Annotated in this window: 17 protein-coding genes; 13 read left to right on the top strand and 4 right to left on the bottom strand. The window is 37.3% G+C overall.

The genetic code is table 11. The features are described from left to right. Both ASG31_RS18775 and ASG31_RS14250 read left to right on the top strand, forming a co-directional pair. A partial coding sequence (locus tag ASG31_RS18775) for a hypothetical protein (RefSeq protein WP_206549401.1) occupies positions 1-190 on the top strand: 190 nt, incomplete at its 5' end. Positions 191-600: 410 nt separating this feature from the next. Further along, a complete protein-coding gene (locus ASG31_RS14250) occupies positions 601-2,727 on the top strand; it encodes a type IA DNA topoisomerase (RefSeq protein WP_056033956.1) in 2,127 nt (708 codons plus the stop codon). Positions 2,728-2,788: 61 nt separating this feature from the next. On the opposite strand, the gene ASG31_RS14245 is transcribed toward ASG31_RS14250, so the two are convergent. The 3 genes from ASG31_RS14245 to ASG31_RS14235 form a co-directional block, all read right to left on the bottom strand. Further along, on the bottom strand, positions 2,789-3,613 hold the full coding sequence (locus ASG31_RS14245; RefSeq protein ID WP_056033953.1) for a ferritin-like domain-containing protein: 825 nt from the start codon (positions 3,611-3,613) through the stop codon (positions 2,789-2,791). Between the two features lie 37 nt (positions 3,614-3,650). After that, the gene (locus tag ASG31_RS14240; protein ID WP_056033950.1) at positions 3,651-4,352 is read right to left on the bottom strand and encodes a ferritin-like domain-containing protein; all 702 of its coding nucleotides are present in this window, start codon (positions 4,350-4,352) and stop codon (positions 3,651-3,653) included. A 78-nt stretch (positions 4,353-4,430) separates the two neighbouring features. Continuing rightward, the gene (locus ASG31_RS14235; RefSeq protein WP_082504574.1) at positions 4,431-5,000 is read right to left on the bottom strand and encodes a fasciclin domain-containing protein; all 570 of its coding nucleotides are present in this window, start codon (positions 4,998-5,000) and stop codon (positions 4,431-4,433) included. Positions 5,001-5,346: 346 nt separating this feature from the next. On the opposite strand from ASG31_RS14235, the gene ASG31_RS14230 reads away from it, so the two are divergent. After that, positions 5,347-5,856, top strand: coding sequence for an RNA polymerase sigma factor (locus tag ASG31_RS14230; protein WP_056033946.1), 510 nt, complete (start codon positions 5,347-5,349; stop codon positions 5,854-5,856). Between the two features lies 1 nt (position 5,857). Beyond that, positions 5,858-6,682, top strand: coding sequence for an anti-sigma factor domain-containing protein (locus tag ASG31_RS14225; protein WP_056033944.1), 825 nt, complete (start codon positions 5,858-5,860; stop codon positions 6,680-6,682). Here the strand turns inward: ASG31_RS14225 and ASG31_RS14220 are convergent. After that, entirely contained in the window at positions 6,679-7,053 is a 375-nt protein-coding gene (locus ASG31_RS14220) for a DUF1304 domain-containing protein (RefSeq protein ID WP_056033942.1), read from the bottom strand. The two genes, ASG31_RS14225 and ASG31_RS14220, sit on opposite strands and share 4 nt — an antisense overlap. 66 nt (positions 7,054-7,119) lie before the next feature. Here ASG31_RS14220 and ASG31_RS14215 point away from each other — a divergent pair, with 66 nt between their 5' ends. From ASG31_RS14215 to ASG31_RS14175, 9 genes are all read left to right on the top strand, one after another. After that, a complete protein-coding gene (locus ASG31_RS14215) occupies positions 7,120-7,641 on the top strand; it encodes a cyclic nucleotide-binding domain-containing protein (RefSeq protein WP_317038659.1) in 522 nt (173 codons plus the stop codon). 600 nt (positions 7,642-8,241) lie between these two features. Continuing rightward, a complete protein-coding gene (locus ASG31_RS14210) occupies positions 8,242-8,673 on the top strand; it encodes a DoxX family protein (protein ID WP_056033940.1) in 432 nt (143 codons plus the stop codon). A gap of 5 nt (positions 8,674-8,678) precedes the next feature. Next, the gene (locus tag ASG31_RS14205; protein ID WP_056033937.1) at positions 8,679-9,122 is read left to right on the top strand and encodes a carboxymuconolactone decarboxylase family protein; all 444 of its coding nucleotides are present in this window, start codon (positions 8,679-8,681) and stop codon (positions 9,120-9,122) included. Between the two features lie 148 nt (positions 9,123-9,270). Next, positions 9,271-9,534: a helix-turn-helix domain-containing protein gene (locus tag ASG31_RS14200; protein WP_056033935.1), complete on the top strand. Its 264-nt coding sequence runs from the start codon at positions 9,271-9,273 to the stop codon at positions 9,532-9,534. Positions 9,535-9,773: 239 nt separating this feature from the next. Next, positions 9,774-10,415 carry a DUF6266 family protein gene (locus ASG31_RS14195; RefSeq protein ID WP_056033932.1) on the top strand — a complete coding sequence of 214 codons (642 nt, stop codon included), beginning with the start codon at positions 9,774-9,776 and terminating at the stop codon, positions 10,413-10,415. Positions 10,416-10,586: 171 nt separating this feature from the next. Further along, the gene (locus ASG31_RS14190) at positions 10,587-12,152 is read left to right on the top strand and encodes a type I restriction-modification system subunit M (RefSeq protein WP_056033929.1); all 1,566 of its coding nucleotides are present in this window, start codon (positions 10,587-10,589) and stop codon (positions 12,150-12,152) included. Continuing rightward, on the top strand, positions 12,142-13,374 hold the full coding sequence (locus ASG31_RS18250) for a restriction endonuclease subunit S (RefSeq protein WP_082504588.1): 1,233 nt from the start codon (positions 12,142-12,144) through the stop codon (positions 13,372-13,374). Before ASG31_RS14190 ends, ASG31_RS18250 begins: the two co-directional genes overlap by 11 nt. Before the next feature lie 32 nt (positions 13,375-13,406). After that, positions 13,407-16,586 (top strand): P-loop NTPase fold protein, encoded by a 3,180-nt coding sequence (locus ASG31_RS14180; RefSeq protein WP_056033927.1) that lies wholly within the window; start codon positions 13,407-13,409, stop codon positions 16,584-16,586. Further along, positions 16,583-19,726: a type I restriction endonuclease subunit R gene (locus tag ASG31_RS14175; protein ID WP_056033924.1), complete on the top strand. Its 3,144-nt coding sequence runs from the start codon at positions 16,583-16,585 to the stop codon at positions 19,724-19,726. Before ASG31_RS14180 ends, ASG31_RS14175 begins: the two co-directional genes overlap by 4 nt. The last annotated feature ends 287 nt before the right edge of the window (positions 19,727-20,013 follow it).

Genomic DNA, 20,013 nt, shown 5'->3' with positions numbered 1-20,013 from the left:
AGCGCCGATGGTACTGCGAAAGCGGGAGAGTAGGTCGCCGCCAGTTTTTATTCAAATCCTCAATCATTTATTTGATTGGGGATTTTTTTGTTTTGGTGCAGGATACCAGATGCCAGGTAAGGTTAAGGTTGCGGGTTGCAGGGTGCGTGTTTCGGATGATAGGGGGTTAGGTGATGATTTTAATGTTTAACTTGAATTGACTTGAATAATCCACTATCTAAAACCTGAAACCCATCATCCATCATCCATCATCCAACACCCAATATCACTCATCACTCATCACTCATCATTCATCGGTCACTACTCATTACCCATTGCTCATTACTCCTAGAACCTTTCTTTTCAGGAATAAATATTCTTCTTAGCTCGCTTCCCTAGCCCTGATAGTAGCGGCATCCTTTTTTGTCTTGAAGGGAACAGGTAAATTATCTAAAAGAGTGGGAGAAATTGAGAGTTTTTTTCTCTATTTTTAGGCAGCTTCAGGATAATAGTTCACGAATCATTATTCTTGAGCTTTTCATTTTACAAAAAACTCTGGATGCAATTTTTTTTTAGACTTTTATTTGTCGATTTTTGCAGATTATAATTTTATTATTTCAGATGAAACTTTGTATCGCAGAAAAGCCAAGTGTAGCACGGGATATCGCTAAAGTTTTGGGTGCCACAATGCCTAAACAGGGCTATATGGAAGGAAATGGATATTGCGTTACCTGGACTTTCGGGCATCTATGTACATTAAAAGAACCCCATGACTACGGTCCGGAGCTGAAATCCTGGAGCTTGATTTTTCTTCCAATTATTCCTAAAAACTTTGGTATCAAACTGATTCCGAATAAAGGAGTGGAAACGCAGTTCAGAGTAATTGAGAAACTGGTGAGTGAATGCGACGAAGTGATTAACTGTGGGGATGCCGGGCAGGAAGGTGAACTGATCCAAAGATGGGTGCTTCAGAAAGCTAAATGTGATAAACCGATTAAACGTTTATGGATTTCGTCTTTGACAGAGGAAGCTATTAAGGAAGGTTTCGAAAAATTAAAATCTGCTGATGATTATAAAAATCTTTATCTGGCGGGAAACGCGAGAGCTATTGGTGACTGGCTTTTAGGGATTAACGCAACCCGTCTTTTCACCAAAAAGTTTGGCGGTAACAAGGCTGTTCTTTCTATTGGAAGGGTTCAGACGCCTACTCTGGCAATGTTGGTACAACGGCAAAAAGAAATCGACAGTTTCAGTACAGAAGAATACTGGGAACTGAAGACGAAATACAGAGAAGTGGTTTTCAGTGCTGCAATTGAACGTTTGAAAACTTTAGACAGGGCAGAAAAGGGTCTTTCATATCTTAAAGAAAATCTTTTTGAAATTGTATCATTTGAAATTAAAGAAGGAAAGGAAAAAAATCCAAGGCTTTTTGATTTGACGGGTCTTCAGGTGGAAGCCAATAAAAAGTATGGCTATTCTGCCGAAAATACATTAAACTACATTCAAAGTCTCTATGAGAAGAAGCATGTGACCTATCCACGTGTGGACACTACTTATCTTTCTGAAAGTTTATATCCGAAGATTGACGGGATTTTAAAAAGCATGAGCTTTTACAGAGAGTTGATTACTCCTTTGCTTGAACAGCCTGTTCCTAAATCTAAAACGGTTTTTGATGATACGAAAGTTACTGACCACCACGCGATTATTCCCACGGAGGTTGCTCCTTCTCAAAATTTAAGCAAAGAAGAGAAATTGATTTATGATTTGATTGCCAAGAGATTTATTTCTGTTTTCTATCCAGAGTGTAAGATTTCGAATACTTTGGTGGAAGCTAAAGTGGGCACAATTCCATTTAAAACAAGTGGTAAGCAGATTCTGGAGCCGGGCTGGAGAGCAGTCTATGCAAAAGAACCCAGAGACAAAGAAGAGTCTTCGGATAAAGATAAAAACGGTGACGAAGAACAATTGATTCCTGAATTTAAAGCAGGAGAGAGTGGTCCGCATGATCCATTTATTCACCAAGGAAAAACTTCACCACCGAAATATTATACGGAAGCAACTTTACTTCGAGCCATGGAAACTGCCGGAAGGCAGATTGATGATGAAGAACTGCGTGAAATGCTGAAAAACAACGGGATTGGCAGACCGTCTACCAGAGCAAATATTATTGAAACTCTCTTTAAGAGAAAATATATTGAGAAGAAAAGGAAAAATCTGATTGCTACCCAAACAGGAATTCAACTCATTGATGTAATTGAAGATGAAGTATTGAAAAGTCCTGAGCTAACCGGAGAATGGGAATTTAAACTCAGAAAAATTGAAAGTGGGGAATATGAAGCCAATACTTTTAAGGAAGAACTCATCGCTATGGTGACAAATTTAACCAAAAAGGTGATTCAGAGTAAGGGAAAATCTTTTGTTTTTGAGGAAGAAAAACCGAAAGAGAAAAAGAAAAGCGAACCGGCACCAAAAAAGGAACTGCAATCATGGGAAGAAACGAAGTGCCCAAAATGTAAGCAGAACCATTTGATGAAAGGCAAAACGGCAGTTGGGTGTTCAGATTTTAAAAACTGTGGCTTTAAAGTTTCTTTTGAAATCTTCGGAAAGAAAATTACCGAAAAGCAACTGATGGATTTGATACTTAAGGGTAAAACATCAAAACTGAAAGGTTTTACTGCTCATCCACAGAGTTTTAATGAAGGTGTGCTTTCTCTCTCGGAACATAATTTTGAAACTGTTCTATCATAAAAAAACAGTAAACATCAAAAATGCTTACTGTTGCTAAAATTAAAATATTAAACAGAGAAAACTAATCAATAAATAAAGTCGCAATTGCCGTAGCCTGTGCTCCTGTAAGAATTTCATCGAAGGATGCAGATCCTGCTTCTGCACCAAATGCAGTTGCAGTATTGAATCCAGCCTGTGTTGTATTCTGTTCACCTGCGTAAACTGCATCAGTAGCAGCAGGCATGCTTCCGCCGTTATTCAGTTCAATCCAGCCTTTATTCATTCTCATTCTTCTCACCTGTGAAGCGTGTCTTGCTTCTACAGAGTGTATCTGCAATGCAGCCTGAAGGATTGCTTTGTTACCCATTACGTTCCCTGCCTGGCCTTTATAAGCTCTTACACCGGTATCTTCAAATGCCTGAGCAAGAATAAGGAACTGCTGATAATCACCAAAAGGATTAAAAGCTCCGTTTACAGTAAAATCAAATGTTGGTTTTGCTCCCGGGGTAACACCCAGTGATGTTAATGCCGCTTTTAAAAATGCTACGTGAGCTTTTTCATGCTTGGCAATCTGTTGAAATACTATTTTGTCGGCGGCGGGAATTGTTAAAGTGGATGCTGCCAGACCTTTAGCGTAGTATTCGTCTTCAAGATATTCCAGTGTTAGGGCGAGCTGCAGAGCATCAGAAAGAGCATCTTTTTTGAAGGCTAAACTCTCTTCTGTTTCTACTTTCTTTGTTTCAGCTTTGGCGTTTCCGGATAGGAAGGCTCCAAGTCCAAGAGGTATTGCTGCTGCTGCGGTTCTTTTTCCGAAAGATGACAGCTGGCTCAGATTTTCATTACGGGATAATGGTTTTGTATAAAGAGCGTCATCTGTTAATGAATCTAGTATTTTAAGAATATTCATAATTTTTGATTTTGAGGTTAATGATGATTAATTTTTACTATCCGATTCCTCTTTCTTTCCAGGTAAACGGTGTTTTAAAGAATCCGCCTGCTGCGGCTACCACGTCTTTAGGCTCTTTTGCCACATCAAGACCATTGGCATCAATTACATCATCACCCGAAAATGCTGCTGTTCCGGGACTGATCATATCGCGGATTGCACTGGCATGTCTCGCTTCTACCGAAACAATCTTACCTGCAATCACCAGATAATCCGGATTGGTAATATATTTTCCTGCTGCGTTGTAAGCTGCGACACCAGTATCTTCAAGAGCTTTGGCTGTTGCAAGAACTGAATTTCTGTCGCTGAAGTTTACATTCGGATACTGGAACTCCAGTTTTGGTAAAACCTGACTTGTCACTCCGCTTAATGCAGCTTTGAAGAAGTCTCTGTGGATAACCTCGTGGTGATAGATATCCGTGAATACAGTTTTTTCTGCGGTTGAAGCATTGGTGTAAAAACTGTTTACTACCTTGGTATAGAAGTCAGCTTCAAGTTGTTCAAGAGCGTAAGCATAGTTTAGAACTCCTACGTCACCGGTTCCAAGATCAAAGATTCCGGTATTTACATCTTCGAAATCATCATTACATCCTACGAGCGCGAGACCAGCCACCATGGCACCAATGCCGCTCATTTTTAAGAAATTTCGTCTTCCGGCGTCCAGTGTGGGCTTGCCGAGAACAGTAATCGTTTTTTTCATAATATTAATAATTTAATGGGATTATATCAAAAGAAACTCTGCATCGGTACTATCACCCGATGCAGAAAAAACACTAAACTAAGGCATCAATACCGTATCTATAACATGTATTACGCCATTTGACTGATTCACATCAGCGATGGTAACTTTTGCTTTGTTTCCTTTCGCATCAGTTACATAAAGATCTTTTCCTTTCGCCCAGAAAGTAAGAGATTCACCCTGAACTGTCTTCATTTCAGCTTTGCCGTTTCCTGCTTTCACAGCCGCCCAAACCTGTTTTGAAGAATATTTTCCAGGCAGTACGTGATACGTTAGAACACTTTGAAGCATCGCCTTGTTTTCCGGCATTAATAAATTATCTACAGCAGATTTAGGAAGTTTTGCAAATGCTTCGTTTGTAGGAGCAAAAACGGTGAACGGACCGGCTCCCTGTAAAGTTTCTACAAGATCTGCTGCTTTTACTGCTGCTACCAATGTGGTGTGATCTTTAGAGTTAACAGCATTTTCAACAATATTTTTGGAAGGATACATTGCAGCACCGCCTACCATTACTGTTTTTTCTTTCATGTTCTGTGCAGCTGCGTTTCCGCTGAGTGCAAATGATAATGCGATCATTCCGAAGGCTGCGAATTTTGTTGTAAAGTTCATTGTTTTGATTTTTAAATTATTTGAATCGTGGTTTCTGATCTTCTCTTTTGTGATCTTATGGTGATGTACGACGATATGACAATTATCAGTTTTAGAAAAACAGAAAATATTTTTAAAGTATTGATTATCAGTGGTAAATATTTTAAAAATTAAATTTCACATGTACTTTGCAATAAAAAATTAATTAAGATGTTATGCATAATGGTGCAATTATTGATTGCTTGCCTTTAATTATTTATCATAAACTTAGAGTAATCATAATGTTTAGAGCGATAATTTAACTACATTTGAAAATCTTAAACACCAGGTCATCAAAACAAAGTACTCTGAAGAAGAACTAATCGCCATGGTAAGACGGCATGACGAGAATGGGTTTCATTATTTATATGAAAACTATTCCGCAGCTCTATATGGAGTTATTCTGAAGATTGTACATTCCAGAGAGGCTGCCGAAGAAATTATTCAGGATACATTTGTAAAGGTCTGGAATTCCATTGCGCAGTATGACAAAGGTAAAGGCAGGCTTTACACATGGATGATCAATATCGCCAGAAATACTGCCCTTGACTATTTAAAGTCTAAAAGTTTCCAAAACGAACTTAAAAACCAATCGCTTCCCGAATTCGTATATAACGATACTAAACTTTCAGTATCAGATAATCAGGATTTTATCGGTTTCAGTAAAATTTTGGATAATTTGGAAAAAGATAAGAGAGAGCTCATCGATCTGGCATATTACAAAGGTTTCAGTCAGTCTGAAATTGCAGAGGAGCTTAGCATACCATTAGGTACGGTGAAAACAAAAATGCGGAATGCGTTAATGAAATTAAAGGATTTGTTAAAAGATTACAGGTAAAGTGAATACTCAGGAATACATATCATCAGGCATACTTGAGGCATATATTTTAGGCACAGCAACTCAGGAGGAAGCAGGCATTTTAGAATGCGTGATGTCTCATAATGCAGAAGTGCGAAATGCTTTTGAAGAAACGCAGAAAATTCTTGAAGACCTTGCAACGGCTCAGGCGGTAAAGCCTGCAGATGATTTAAAAGACAGAATATGGCTTAAAATATCACAAGGTGAGCAGGAAACTGTAGTTTCAACTGATGATCTGCAAAAAACAAATACCATACCGTTGCCTGCAGAAATGCATATTGAGTCTGCCGGTGCATCAAAATCTCTGTGGAGTAAACTTGCTGTAGCAGCATCTGTTCTTTTCATCATTAGTTTGGGCGCTAATTTTTTCTGGATGTCTAAATCTTCGGAAAAAGACGTTCAGTTGGTTTCCTTGAAAAGTCAGCAGAGCGAGACCGAGCAAAAAATCAAAGATATCAACAGTAAACTGAGCTTAATTTCGAACCCTGATCTTCAGAAGATTGTTCTGGCTGGCGTTGAGACTCATCCAGATTCCAAGGCAGTTGTTTTCTGGGACAAAACCAATACTAAAGTTTACCTGAATGTACAAAATCTACCTGAAGCTCCTTCAGGCAAGCAATATCAGCTGTGGGCCATTGCAGACGGCAAACCTGTGAGTGCAGGAATGTACTCAAAAGACAAAGATACCCGTATTGCTTTATCAGAAATTCCAAAGGCACAGGCATTTGCCATCACCCTTGAGCAGGAAGGCGGAAGCCCTGTTCCTACAATGGAAAATATGTATGTGATGGGTACGGTACTTTAGAAATAAGCATTAATCAAAACCGCAATAATTCCCAAAATCGCAGGCAGAGCCTGAACAAAAAAGATTTTCTTCGTTGCTGAAATGGCACCGTAAATTCCTGCAACGGCTACACATCCCAAAAAGAAAAGAGCAATATTCGTATGCCATTTTTCATCACAGATCAAGAGTGACCATATTAATCCTGCAGCAAGAAATCCATTGTAAAGTCCCTGATTAGCGGCCAAACCTTTGGTGGGTTTAAACATTTCCGGCGGAAGGGCAGATTTGAAAACTTCTTTGCCTTTGGTTTCCCACGCAAACATTTCCATCCAGAGAATATATAAGTGTTCCACTGCCACCAATCCGATCAGTATTTTTGCTACAATTTCCATGAACTTGTTTTTTTTCTGATGTAAAACTAAAAAAATAAACTTAAGTTTGGTTCTGCAAATCTCAAAATGGATCAGTTTAAATTACATTTAGATAAATTTATCACACTTTCCACCGAAGACTTTTCTTCGGTGATGTCGTTTTTTAAATGTATTGAAGTAAAGAAAAAGCAGAATCTGATGACGGGTGGAGAAACCTGCCGATCAATTTTTTTCGTAGTTTCCGGTTGTCTCAGAAAATTCTTTATCAACAGTAAAGGTGTTGAGCAGACCACAGAATTTGCCATCGAAAACTGGTGGATCACCGATACGTTTGCCTTTGAAAGACAGATAAAATCAGATTTTACAGTTCAGGCGGTTGAAAAATCGTTGATTCTTGTTTTAGATTATCACAGCCAGCAGCTGCTTTTTGAAAAACATCCACAACTGGAAAGATATTTCAGAATGGTTTATCAGAGAGCCTACGCAGCCTCGGAAAGGAGGATCCGGTATCTGTATGAATTTTCAAGAGAAGACTGTATCAGCATTTCAGCACACAATACCCATGGTTTATCCAGAGAATTCCGCAATATCTTATCGCCTCATTTTTAGGTTTCACACCAGAATATCTCAGTGAAATAAGAGCAAAACTGAAGCTGTGATATTGGTTTTATATCTTACTAAATCCAACTTTAGAACTCATGCAACGCTGTCAGGCCGAGCGTAGTCGAAGCCTTTTTCTTAAAACTAAAATTTAAAAAGATTTTTGCTGTCTTTTTTCTTTTCCCCCTACTCTAAAGGGAGGAAAAAAGAAGAATGGGATATTGGTAACACTGAAATTATTATACATCATGCAAGCTTAAATCTGTCACGAAGATTCTAAAAAAAAACTTAACCATTAAATTAAGTTTATAAATGTCTATTTCTAAACATGATGCTAAAATCAGCAGTCATTTTGTCATTGACTACGTCGAATCTTTGATTTCCGTAGGAATCTCAACATCCTGAAAATAAATTAATTTGGATTCCTTCGGAATGACAAACAAACCGTCAAAAACTAAGTTGATAATAATTACGGAAATTCATTAAAGAACTTATTGGTTCAAATTTTCGCAGAATAATTCTACCTTATTTTGAAACCCTTTGCTTTCTTAAACCAGTTTAAGATTTTTGGTGGGAGATAATCAGACCTTTGTCCTGTAAATAAAAACAATGAAAGGCACAGTAGAACATCTTCCGCAGTTATTTTTAAGACTGACCATTTCGGTGACAATGCTTTCGGCTGTGGCAGACCGTTTCGGGTTTTGGGGTGAAAACTCAGCGTGGGGAAACTGGGAAAACTTTGAAAATTACACACAGCAGTTGACCTTTTTTCTCCCTGAAAGTGTGGGAAGTTTTTCAGCTTATGCTGCGACATTTTTAGAAGTACTTTTTCCGCTGATGCTGATCTTTGGATTTAAAACAAAATGGGCAGCGTGGGGAACAGGTCTTCTCCTCTTAGTTTTTGCTCTGTCGATGAGCATTTCACTGGGCATCAAAGCTCCGCTGGATTATTCAGTATGGATAAGTGTGGCAGCGGCTTTTTTATTGGCAATACAGTCAGATTACAAATATTCAATCGATACATTAATTAAAAAATCATAACAGTTATGAGCGCAAGATTTAACATGGCAACAGTACACAGTGCCGCTTACAAAGCAGGAATAGGAATGGAGGCAGCCCTTCAGAACTCTTTTTTAACACCTGTTCAGAAAGAACTCATTAAAATCAGAGCATCACAGATTAACGGATGTGCCTTCTGTCTGGATATGCACACCAAAGATGCCCTGAAGTATGGTGAAACACCTCAAAGAATTTTCCTTCTCAATGCATGGAGAGACGCTACCGAATTATATTTGGAAGAAGAGCAGATCATCATTGCTATTGCCGAAGAAATTACTCTGATCAGCCAGAAAGGACTTTCAGAAGAAACCTATCAGAAAGCAAAAGCAGTTTTCAGTGAAAGGCAGATTGCCGACATTATTATGGCAGCGGTTTCTATCAATATGTGGAACAGAATTGCGATTTCAACCCATCTGCCGGTGGCGAAGTAAAATGTAAGTGGCACGGAGATAGTTTTTTACCGTAAAAATACGGTAAAAATATGGGGTTTTTACGGATGATAATATAAGTATTGTGTGGTATCTTTATCAGTATAAAGTTGATTTCACACCAGTCAAAGCACAAATACTTATATTACTTATGAAAAAGAAGTCAATTTCTGTGATGGAAGAGACCAATGTGCTCTCTATCGTTGTGCACTTATTGTGTGAAATCAGAGACCTGTTGCAGCAGAACAGGAGTCAGGATGAGGAACTCGTAGATACAGCAGACGCCAAAAGACTGCTTAACAAAAGTGACAGTGCCCTTTACCGGATGAGGAAGAATGGAGAAATCCCCTGGAAGAAAATCGGCAGGAAAATTTATTATCCAAAATCATTTTTCACCAACGCCTTCAATAGCTGAAGGCTTTTTTTGTATCCTTTCTTTTGCATTCCTTTGGCAAACCTTCGGGTTTTCTTCGGAAAAAGTACTGTTTTCCCGAACAAAACCCGAACAAACCCCTAATCATCCCGAAGCGACAGCTGGAGAAAGCAGTCAAAATCAATCAAAATAAGTCAGAACCGTTCACTTTTGGCGGAGGTGATTGCTGTGTTGATTTTCTGTTTTAACTTCGGGTCATTAACCATTAAAAACAGATAAAAATGGCTACATTTAACAAAGGAGTCCTTGGTGGATTTTCAGGAAAAGTAGGTACCGTAGTGGGTGCTACTTACAGAGGGATGAACGTATTGCGCAGTCTGCCTGCCAAATCGAGCAAACCACCTACAGAAAAGCAGCTGCAGCAGCAAATGATCTTCAAGCTGGTGACTGCATTTCTGCAGCCGCTGAAAGGTATTCAGAACCAGTTTTTCGGAAGCAAACAGGGAACGAAATCCCGCACTAACATGGCGCAGTCTTACACCATGAAAGAGTGCATCAGCATCAGTGCGGGTATACCTTCGCTTGTGTACACGAAGGTGATGATTACCAAAGGTGAGCTGGCAGGTTTTCAGAATGTTCTCAGTTCTGCAGAGCCCAGTCAGGTCATTGAATTTACGTGGGACGACAACTCCAGTCAGGGAAATGCCAGTGCCACGGATCAGGCTTCAGTGGTATGCTGGTGCGAAGAGACAGCCGCATTTGAAATCTTCGAGAACGCCGCCGCCCGCAACTCAAGCACCGCCTCAGTCACGCTCTCGTCCTTCTATTCCGGAAAAGACGTTCAGGTCTGGGTCTACTTCACCAACGAAGCACAGACCACCGCAAGCAACAGCCCGTATCTCGGTACAGTGACAGTGCTGTAAAACTGATCTCCATCTGAAAGGGTGGAGATTTTTTTTGGATTAGAACTTAATTTATTATTTCCCTAAAATGGGGATTCACGTAAAAAATAAAATGATTTTTTAATTATCTTTGGTTTCTTAATATAAAAATGAATAACAGCAGCTAAAAACTGCTGATCAAGAGAAGATATAATGGCAACGAAAACAGCTGCAAAAACTAAAAGTACCGAAGAAATCCTCTGGGATTCTGCCAATAAATTAAGAGGTTCTGTGGAGCCTTCCGAATACAAACACGTGGTGTTGAGTCTGATCTTCCTCAAGTTTGCGAATGACAAATTTTTGAGACGAAGACAGGAACTCATTAACGAACACAAAGAAGCGTTTCTGGATATTCCCGAATTCTATCAGGCGGAAAATGTGTTTTACCTTCCCGAAGAATCAAGGTGGACTTTCATTATGGAAAACGCCAAGCAGGAAAATATTACATTGATTGTAGATTCTGCCCTGAAAACCATTGAGCGCACCAACAAATCTCTGGAAGGCGCTTTGCCCGACAATTATTTTTCGCGTCTTGGTTTGGATCAGTCTAAATTCTCGGCTTTGCTGGATACCATCAACAATATTGATACGCTACGCGACGAAGCCCACGATATTGTGGGGCGTGTGTATGAATATTTCCTAAGCAAATTTGCCATTGCCGAAGGGAAAGGAAAAGGAGAATTTTATACGCCCAAGTCTATCGTCAACCTCATCGCTGAAATGATAGAGCCTTACAAAGGTAAAATCTATGATCCTTCTTGTGGTTCGGGTGGTATGTTTGTACAGTCGCTGAAGTTTATTGAAAAGCATAAAGGAAACAAAAAAGACGTTTCCATCTACGGTCAGGAGCTGACCAATACGACCTATAAACTCGCCAAAATGAATCTCGCCATCCGTGGGATTTCTTCTAATCTGGGAAACAAAGCGGCAGATACTTTTGGTGACGACCAGCACAAAGATCTGAAAGCCGACTACATAATGGCGAACCCACCTTTTAATCTAAAAGACTGGCGTGCGGACAGCGAACTGACTACCGACCCAAGATGGGCAGGCTATGAAGTGCCACCGAAATCCAATGCCAATTATGCGTGGATTCTGAATATGATATCCAAGCTTTCTCAGAATGGCGTTGCCGGATTTATTTTGGCGAACGGTGCTTTGAGCGGTGGTGGCGAAGAATATAAAATCCGGAAGCAGATTATTGAAAATGATTTGGTGGAAGCGGTTGTAATTTTACCACGAGCAATGTTCTATTCTACCGATATTTCAGTGACGCTTTGGATTCTGAATCGCAATAAAAACGAAAGAACTTTTGAAGTGAACGACGGGATTAAAAACTACCGTAACCGAAAAGGCGAAGTTCTGTTTATGGATTTGCGTCAAAAAGGTGAACCGTTTGAAAAGAAATTCATTCAGTTTGGCGAGGAAGAGATTACTGCGATAGCAACTCATTATCACAATTGGCAACAAAACGACTGGAAAGAAAGTTATCAGGATATTCCTGAATATTCGTACAGTGCAAGTCTGGAGGACGTCCGTAAAAAAGACTACTCTTTGGTGCCTAGTAAATATATTGAATTCGTCAACCGTGATGAAAGTCTGGATTATGCTGAGCAGATGCAAAATTTACAGACTGATTTGAAAGATTTGTTTCAGCAGGAAAGCCAATTGAAAGAGGAGGTTTCCAATGTTTTTAAAACTTTGGGATATGAGTTATAAAAAACTAGGAAAATATATTAAATTAATAGATAATCGGAATAGGGATTTATCAGATGCTCCATTATTAGGAGTTTCGGTGCAAAAAAGATTTATTACTTCGATAGCCAATACAATTGGATCCGATATGTCAAAATATAAACTGATTGAGAAAAATAACTTCGTTTATATAGCAGATACATCTAGGCGTGGTGATAAAATAGGAATAGCATTATTAAAAGATTTTGATAAGGCTATGATTTCTCAGGCATATACCAGTTTTAAAATCATAGATGAAAATGAACTCTCTCCAGATTATTTGATGATGTGGTTCTCACGACCAGAATTTGATCGATATGCGAGATACCATTCTATTGGAAGTGTTAGAGAAGTTTTTGATTGGAAAGATATGTGTGAAGTTGAATTACCCATTCCTTCCATCGAAGAACAGAGCCAAATTGTTGCGCAATACCAAAGCATAACCAACAAAATAAAAGTCAACGAGCAGATTTGCGAAAAGTTGGAAGCTACTGCGCAGGCTTTGTATAAACATTGGTTTGTGGATTTTGAGTTTCCAAATGAAGCGGGAAAACCTTACAAATCTTCTGACGGTAAAATGGTATGGAATGAAGAGCTTGGCAAGGAGATTCCGGAGGGGTGGGAAGTTGGAAGCTTAGGTAATATTTGCTCTGTATTAAATGGGTATGCTTTTAATAGTGAGTATTATTCCTTTAGTAATGGAATAAAAGTTTTACGAGGAGAAAATGTAACTGAAAAAGCACTGCGATGGGATACCTTGAAGTACTTTGACGGTGAAGTTAACGCTAGAATAGAAAAATGTTTTTTAAGAGCAAATGATATTGTTATTGGAATGGATGGTTCTAAAGTGGGAAAAAACTGGTCAATGGTTGGTGAATATGAATTACCTATGCTCTTAGCGCAACGAGTAGCTTGCTTGAGAAGCAAAGAAAGCCAATATTTTCTCTACCAAACATTAATAAACCTAAATTTTGAATATTATTGTTCTCAGGTTCACACAGGCACGTCAATACCTCACATAAGTACAAAACAAATAGAGAATTTTCAAATAATAATTCCTACGAAAGAAGTTTTGGATGCTTTTGAGAAATTAATTTTCAATATCAGAAACTTAATTAATAATAGAAACAATCAGAATCAAAAGCTCGCACAGCTACTAAGTTTGTTGTTGTCGCGGTTGGCAGTTGGGGAGGAAGTGGGTGCTTAAAATAAAAAACTAAAACTAATAATCACAAAACGATGGCAGAGAATTCTACAAATCAAAATTCATTAAAGTTTCTAACAAATCAACCTCTCGGTGAAGATTTATTTGAAAATAAATCGCAAGATAAAATAGCACAAGTTATTAGTGAAAAAATCATAGATGATCCAGAATTTAAGATTATTGGAATTGATGGCGAATGGGGTTCTGGTAAAAGTAACTTGGTAAGACTACTGGATAAAAAGCTTGAAAGGACTCATAAATTTTTTGTTTATGATGTTTGGGGGCATCAAGAAGATGAGCAAAGAAAATCTATATTGGTAGAATTAACAGAGTTCATTAAGAATGAACCAAACTTACTTAAACAAGGGGATAAGAAAATTTGGGACAATAAATTAAAAGTTCTACTAGCTAAATCAAAGGAAACAACAACTATTAATCAGCCATATCTCAGTATTGGGTTTATTTTTAGTTTATTATCAATTGTCTATATTCCTACTGTAAATGTTTTTAAAGATTCAATAAAAGATTTCTTAGAAATTGAATCTTGGTTTTGGAAAATTGTTCTTGTTACATTTCCTTTGATAATAGTTTTAGGGATTTATATTTGGAATTTAATCGGAAATTGGAGTCAAAAAAATGGATTTTGGAATTCTTTCAAATTGTCCGCTGAGGAAACTTTTCAGGTGTATACAAATAAGCAAAAAGAAGAAACTAAGATTGAGACAGTGTCTGAAGATCAACCATCAGTCAGAGATTTTCAAAATTGGATGAATGATATTAATGATGATCTTAATAAAAAGGTTGTAATTGTTTTCGATAACTTTGATAGATTACCGAAAAAGCATATCTTAAATATATGGTCATCAATACACATATTTTTTGCAGAAAAATCGTATTCAAATATTAAAGTTATTATTCCTTTCGATCGAGAGCACATTCAAAATGCATTTAATGAATTAAATGGAAAAGAGAATACTAAATTTGGGGATGATTATGTAAATAAAACTTTTGATATTGTATTTAGAATCACTTTACCAATTATGTCTAACTGGAAAAAGTTTTTTACTAATCAATGGGAAAAAGCTTTTATAAGCTATGATGAGGATGAATTAAGATTGGTTGTACAGGTTTATGAGTTTCTAAATCGAAGAATAACGCCAAGAGAAATAATATCTTTTATTAATGAAATACTTACAATCAAATTATTAGATAACAGTTTCAAAGAAAGATATGTTGCAATTTTTGTTCTAAAAAAAGATGATATTTTAAAAAATCCGCTCAATGCAATAACGAATCTCGAATATCTGAAAGGCTTACAATCTTTTTATGGTAATGATAAAGATTTTGCAAAACAAATAACTGCAATAGTTTACCATATTGATGTGGAAAATGCAATAGAACTTATATATACTCAAGAGTTGAGGGATTCAATGAATAAAAACGATGTAGAGCAATTTAATACAATATGTAAATCTGAATTTATTGATTCTATCTTCAATTCTGCAATTAGCGAACTTGAGATTTTAGAAAATCCAATTTTAACATTATCAAAATTAAATGAGGAAACAAATCTTTCAAAATTACATATTAGTCAAGCGTGGGATTTATTTTATAGTAGGATACTAGGACTGGATATTGGTAGCAAGTTAGAAATTGAAAAATGGCAATTAACTTTATTGAAAAATATTTCTGATAATATTTACTTATCTAAATTACTTGCAAATTATTATACGTTAATAGATGACAGTAATATTGAAAATTATGCAGATTTGATAGACAATATCGCAAAAGATTTAGGAGATGATAGAATTAGCGCTACTTTAAATGAAAAAACAATCTCTGCTAGTAATTTTATAAAATTAATTGAATACAAAAGTGATGATTATGTAAAGTATAAATTAAAGACAAATTTTTATCAGCTGGATTTGCATCTCTCCAAATTAAAAATTGACGAAATTTTTGAATTAGAGCATACTGATATACTTGCTAAAACGACAAAATTTAGACAATATCGAGAATTGCTAAAAACTGAACTGAACAAATTTGTAGATCAAAATAATATTGAATTAGCAAATAATACTTTGATTAAAGTAAAAGAAACTGTGAAAGAAACTGCTGATTTGAAAAACTTATTAGAAGATGTTAAGGTTTATACTATTTTTACCAATAATACATCATCAGATTTACCAATTATAAACGAATTAATTGCGATGAGAATCGCTAAAGGAAATACATTTAGTACCTCCTACAAAAGTACTTTTAATAATGTTCTTAATACGGAAGATGAAGAAAGAGCTAGTAAAATTGCACAAATAATTTTGCAGTACATCTCTTATGGTGAATTACTTTTATTATCTAAGACATTTGAAAATGCACCATTGTTTAGGCAGATTATTTTGTCAATGTTTCCGTTAACTTCTGTAAAAAAGACTGCAAATATTATTGATTTAATAAACAAATATCAAGAAATAAAAGAAAGTTTAAAAATATATGATAACGAATTAATTACCGAATTAAATAAGTGGAAAATTAACAAGGATAATCTTGATGTAAATCAACTAGATGATGAATTTCTTAAAGATTCCATTGCCAACTTAGACTTTAAAATAACAAAAGATTTCTTGGAGGTTTTTAATAGTGATTTTAAAAATTTTTATAAAGATACTTATGAAACTGTTTTTGATGATGAATCAGATATTCATTTTAAATATTTTGAATATTTAGAGCTGGAAAGTCTAACTCAGGAATCGTTGAATGTATATGAAAATAAATTTATTGAATTATTAAAATCTAATAATATAATTGATAAACAATGGTGGAGGATTCTGAGAAAGTATGACGAAAACAATGCTGAACTTTCTGTTGTAAATACATTAAAAAATATTAGAGACCAAATTTTGAATTCTTCAATAACCTTAAATTTAGAAGTTGCAAAATTAATTTTACCCTATTTCTTAAAATATGATTTGTTAAGTAATCAAAAGGATTTATTTAGATTAATTATCAAGAATGAATTTTTATCTGATAGCGATTTTGTGAAATTTCTGATTTCAAATTCAGATTTCGCTAAAAATCTTTATCAGCAGGCGCCGCCAACTGATAAAGATGGCTTTCGAAATACTATTAATGAAAAAAGAGAATCCAACGATCTGCTCGAACAGTTAGCAAAAAAAATTGATATTAGAAAACCAAAAGGAAATACGGAAAACCAATGAAATACACCGAATCCCAATTAGAAAAATCATTCATCCATCTTCTGAAAGAGGAAGGCTATGAGTACGTGAATGGCAAAGACGTAGTTCGGGCATCGCATCAGGAAGTTTTGATTCGGGAAGATCTGAGTGATTTTCTGCTGTCGCGTTATCCTGATTTGGAAACGATAGAGCTGGAAAGTCTCATTAATGAACTGGCGTATCAACCTGCTTCCAATCTGTATGACAGCAATAAATACATTGGCAAACTCTTGGCAGACGGTCTGATTTTTAAGAGAAACAATCCTTCTAAAAAAGATTTGCACATCCGCTATATTGATATTGATGCAGCCAGTCTTTTGAAAACCAATCAGTTTAAAATTGTGAACCAGCTGGAGATTCAGGGAAAAGAATTACGGATTCCGGATTTGATTCTGTATATCAACGGGATTCCGGTGGTGGTTTTTGAGTTTAAAACAACAATAGAAGAAGAGATTACCATTTATGATGCGTACAAACAACTAAGCATCCGCTACCGAAGAGATATTCCGGAACTGATGAAATACAATGCGTTCTGCATCATCAGTGATGGCGTGAACAACAAAGCAGGTTCTCTGTTTGCGCCTTACGATTTCTTTTACGGTTGGCATAAAATAACAGGCGAAGAAAAGAAAGCACTGACAGGAATTCATACTGCCACATCCATCGTCCACGGAATGCTGAACAAGCAAAGGCTTTGTGATATTCTGCATCACTTTATTTGGTTTCCCGATACGACTAAAAAAGAAGAAAAAATCCTGTGCCGTTATCCTCAGTATTATGCTGCCAACAAGCTGTTTGACAATATCCAAAAACACCGCAAACCGGAAGGCGACGGAAAAGGCGGAACCTATTTTGGAGCAACAGGTTGCGGGAAAAGCTATACGATGCTTTACCTGTCGAGACTGTTGATGCGTTCCACGCAGTTGGCAAGCCCAACCATCATTATTATCTCCGACCGTACCGATCTGGATGACCAGCTGTCGAGAGATTTTACCAATGCCAAGGATTTTATTGGCGATGAAAATATTATCAACATAGAATCCAGAGCCGATCTTCGCACAAGATTGCGGGGCAGGGAAAGTGGCGGCGTTTTTCTGACGACCGTTCAGAAATTTGCGGAAGACAATGAAATTTTGAGCGATCGCACCAATATCATCTGTATCTCCGACGAAGCCCACCGCTCACAGGTCAATCTTGATTTGAAAGTCCGCATCGATGAAGACGGTGTGAAAAAATCATACGGCTTTGCAAAATACCTTCACGATTCTCTTCCCAATGCGACGTATGTAGGATTTACGGGAACACCTATCGATAAAACTCTGGATGTATTTGGTACTGTGGTAGATTCCTACACGATGTTTGAATCGGTGGTGGATGAAATTACGGTTCGGTTGGTTTATGAAGGTCGTGCTGCAAAAGTCAATCTGAACCATTCAAAAGTGGTTGAAATTGAACAGTATTATCAAAATGCCGTTGCAGAAGGTGCTTCGGAATACCACGTGGAAGCCAGCCAAAAAGCCATTGCCAGAATGGAAGTGATTTTGGGTGACCCCGGAAGAATTGAAGCAATTGCGCAGGATTTTATTACGCATTATGAAAAACGAATCGAGGAGAAAGCGACGGTTGCCGGAAAGGTAATGTTCGTTTGTGCTTCAAGAGAATTAGCGTATAAACTTTATAAAGAAATAACAAAGCTAAGACCGGAATGGGATGAAAAAAGCATTGCCGAAAACCTAAGCGAAAAAGAGCAGAAAGAAATCAAACCCATCGAGCGCATCAAAATGGTGATGACCAGAAACAAAGATGACGAAGAAAGTTTATGGAATCTGCTTGGCAACAAAGAAGACCGAAAGGAACTGGATCGGCAGTTTAAACAGATCCATTCTAATTTCAAAATAGCCATCGTAGTCGATATGTGGCTCACTGGTTTTGATGTTCCGTTTTTGGACACGATTTATATTGATAAGCCTTTGCAAACGCATAATCTGATACAGACGATTTCCCGTGTGAACAGAAAGTTTGAGGGCAAGGACAAAGGTTTGGTTGTCGATTATATCGGCATCAAGAAAAACCTGAACCACGCTTTGGGCTTATTCAACAATACCACCGCAGCCGATGATTTTGAAGACCTTGATAAAGCGGTGATTATTGTAAGAGATCAATTGGATTTACTGCGACAGTTTTTCTACCAGTTCGATACCACTGATTATTTCAAAGGTTCGCCCGTTGAGCAATTGCATTGCCTAAACCGTGCCTCTGAATTGGTGTTGTTGACCGAAAAGTCTGAAAAGTTCTTTGTGGATGTCACGAAAAAACTGAAGGCAGCCTACAATCTCACTTGTGGTTCGGAAATCTTTAATGACAAAGAAACCGATGAGATTCATTTTTACTTTGCCATTAAATCAATTGTCGTAAAGCTGACCAAAGGCGAAGCTCCCGACACCGCACAGATGAATGCCAAAGTGAGCAAAATGGTAGAAGATGCTATCGTCTCGGAAGGCGTGGAAGAAATCTTTAAACTGGATGACAATAAAGCCAATGCGATTGATCTGTTTAACGATAAGTTTCTCGAAAAAATCAATGCCCTTGAATTACCAAATACCAAAATTAAAATCCTCGAGCGCCTGTTAAAGCAAGCGATTTCTGATTTCAAAAAAGTAAACAAAGTAAAAGGCATCGAGTTTTCGGAAAGACTGCAGAAAATCATCAACAGCTACAACGAGCGAAGCGAACTGGATATTTTAGATTACGATGGCATCCAAGCTGATACTTCAGAACAGATTCTTGATCTGATCTTGAAACTGCGTACCGAAATGGCATCGTTTGAAGATCTTGGAATTAATTACGAAGAAAAAGCTTTCTACGATATTCTCGATATGATCTGTAAGCAATACGGTTTTGAGTTCGACAAAGACAAGATGCTGGAACTCGCCCGAGAAATTAAGAAGATTGTAGACGATACCGCTAAGTTTCCCGACTGGAGCGACAGGGATGACATTAAAGCGCAATTGAAAATGGAAATTATTGTGAAGCTGCATGAGTTCGGTTATCCGCCGATTACGCAGGATGAGGTTTATAAGAATGTGCTGGAGCAGGCGGAGAATTTTAAGAGGAATAGGTAAATTGTATGTGATGCTTAACCTCATAATAATCTACACCAGCCTCTTCTTTTTGAAAGAAAACTGGTGTAGTAAAATATTAAAAGAATATTTAGTTCTACAGCCTTTCGTTCTTCAGATGCAATAGGATGCCCGTCGGAATATGGGTCTTAGGATCAGAATTTGTCTTCCTTCTTCAAACCTCCATCTTCTATCTTCGATCACCCATCACCCCAACCTCTTTTTAACACTTTTTAAATACCACAAAACCCTCCACGGCACTATATTTTCTTATTGATAGGTATTAACAC

This window comes from Chryseobacterium sp. Leaf404, from assembly GCF_001424145.1.
Classification (GTDB): domain Bacteria; phylum Bacteroidota; class Bacteroidia; order Flavobacteriales; family Weeksellaceae; genus Chryseobacterium.
This window is presented reverse-complemented; position numbering and strand designations above follow the sequence as displayed.

Excerpts from the sequence above, each read along its gene's own strand:
- ASG31_RS14250 (WP_056033956.1), top strand. The coding sequence starts at position 601 with ATGAAACTTTGTATCGCAGAAAAGCCAAGTGTAGCACGGGATATCGCT.
- ASG31_RS14245 (WP_056033953.1), bottom strand. The coding sequence starts at position 3,613 with ATGAATATTCTTAAAATACTAGATTCATTAACAGATGACGCTCTTTAT.
- ASG31_RS14240 (WP_056033950.1), bottom strand. The coding sequence starts at position 4,352 with ATGAAAAAAACGATTACTGTTCTCGGCAAGCCCACACTGGACGCCGGA.
- ASG31_RS14235 (WP_082504574.1), bottom strand. The coding sequence starts at position 5,000 with ATGAACTTTACAACAAAATTCGCAGCCTTCGGAATGATCGCATTATCA.
- ASG31_RS14230 (WP_056033946.1), top strand. The coding sequence starts at position 5,347 with ATGGTAAGACGGCATGACGAGAATGGGTTTCATTATTTATATGAAAAC.
- ASG31_RS14220 (WP_056033942.1), bottom strand. The coding sequence starts at position 7,053 with ATGGAAATTGTAGCAAAAATACTGATCGGATTGGTGGCAGTGGAACAC.
- ASG31_RS14215 (WP_317038659.1), top strand. The coding sequence starts at position 7,120 with ATGGATCAGTTTAAATTACATTTAGATAAATTTATCACACTTTCCACC.
- ASG31_RS14210 (WP_056033940.1), top strand. The coding sequence starts at position 8,242 with ATGAAAGGCACAGTAGAACATCTTCCGCAGTTATTTTTAAGACTGACC.
- ASG31_RS14205 (WP_056033937.1), top strand. The coding sequence starts at position 8,679 with ATGAGCGCAAGATTTAACATGGCAACAGTACACAGTGCCGCTTACAAA.
- ASG31_RS14200 (WP_056033935.1), top strand. The coding sequence starts at position 9,271 with ATGAAAAAGAAGTCAATTTCTGTGATGGAAGAGACCAATGTGCTCTCT.
- ASG31_RS14195 (WP_056033932.1), top strand. The coding sequence starts at position 9,774 with ATGGCTACATTTAACAAAGGAGTCCTTGGTGGATTTTCAGGAAAAGTA.
- ASG31_RS14190 (WP_056033929.1), top strand. The coding sequence starts at position 10,587 with ATGGCAACGAAAACAGCTGCAAAAACTAAAAGTACCGAAGAAATCCTC.
- ASG31_RS18250 (WP_082504588.1), top strand. The coding sequence starts at position 12,142 with ATGAGTTATAAAAAACTAGGAAAATATATTAAATTAATAGATAATCGG.
- ASG31_RS14180 (WP_056033927.1), top strand. The coding sequence starts at position 13,407 with ATGGCAGAGAATTCTACAAATCAAAATTCATTAAAGTTTCTAACAAAT.
- ASG31_RS14175 (WP_056033924.1), top strand. The coding sequence starts at position 16,583 with ATGAAATACACCGAATCCCAATTAGAAAAATCATTCATCCATCTTCTG.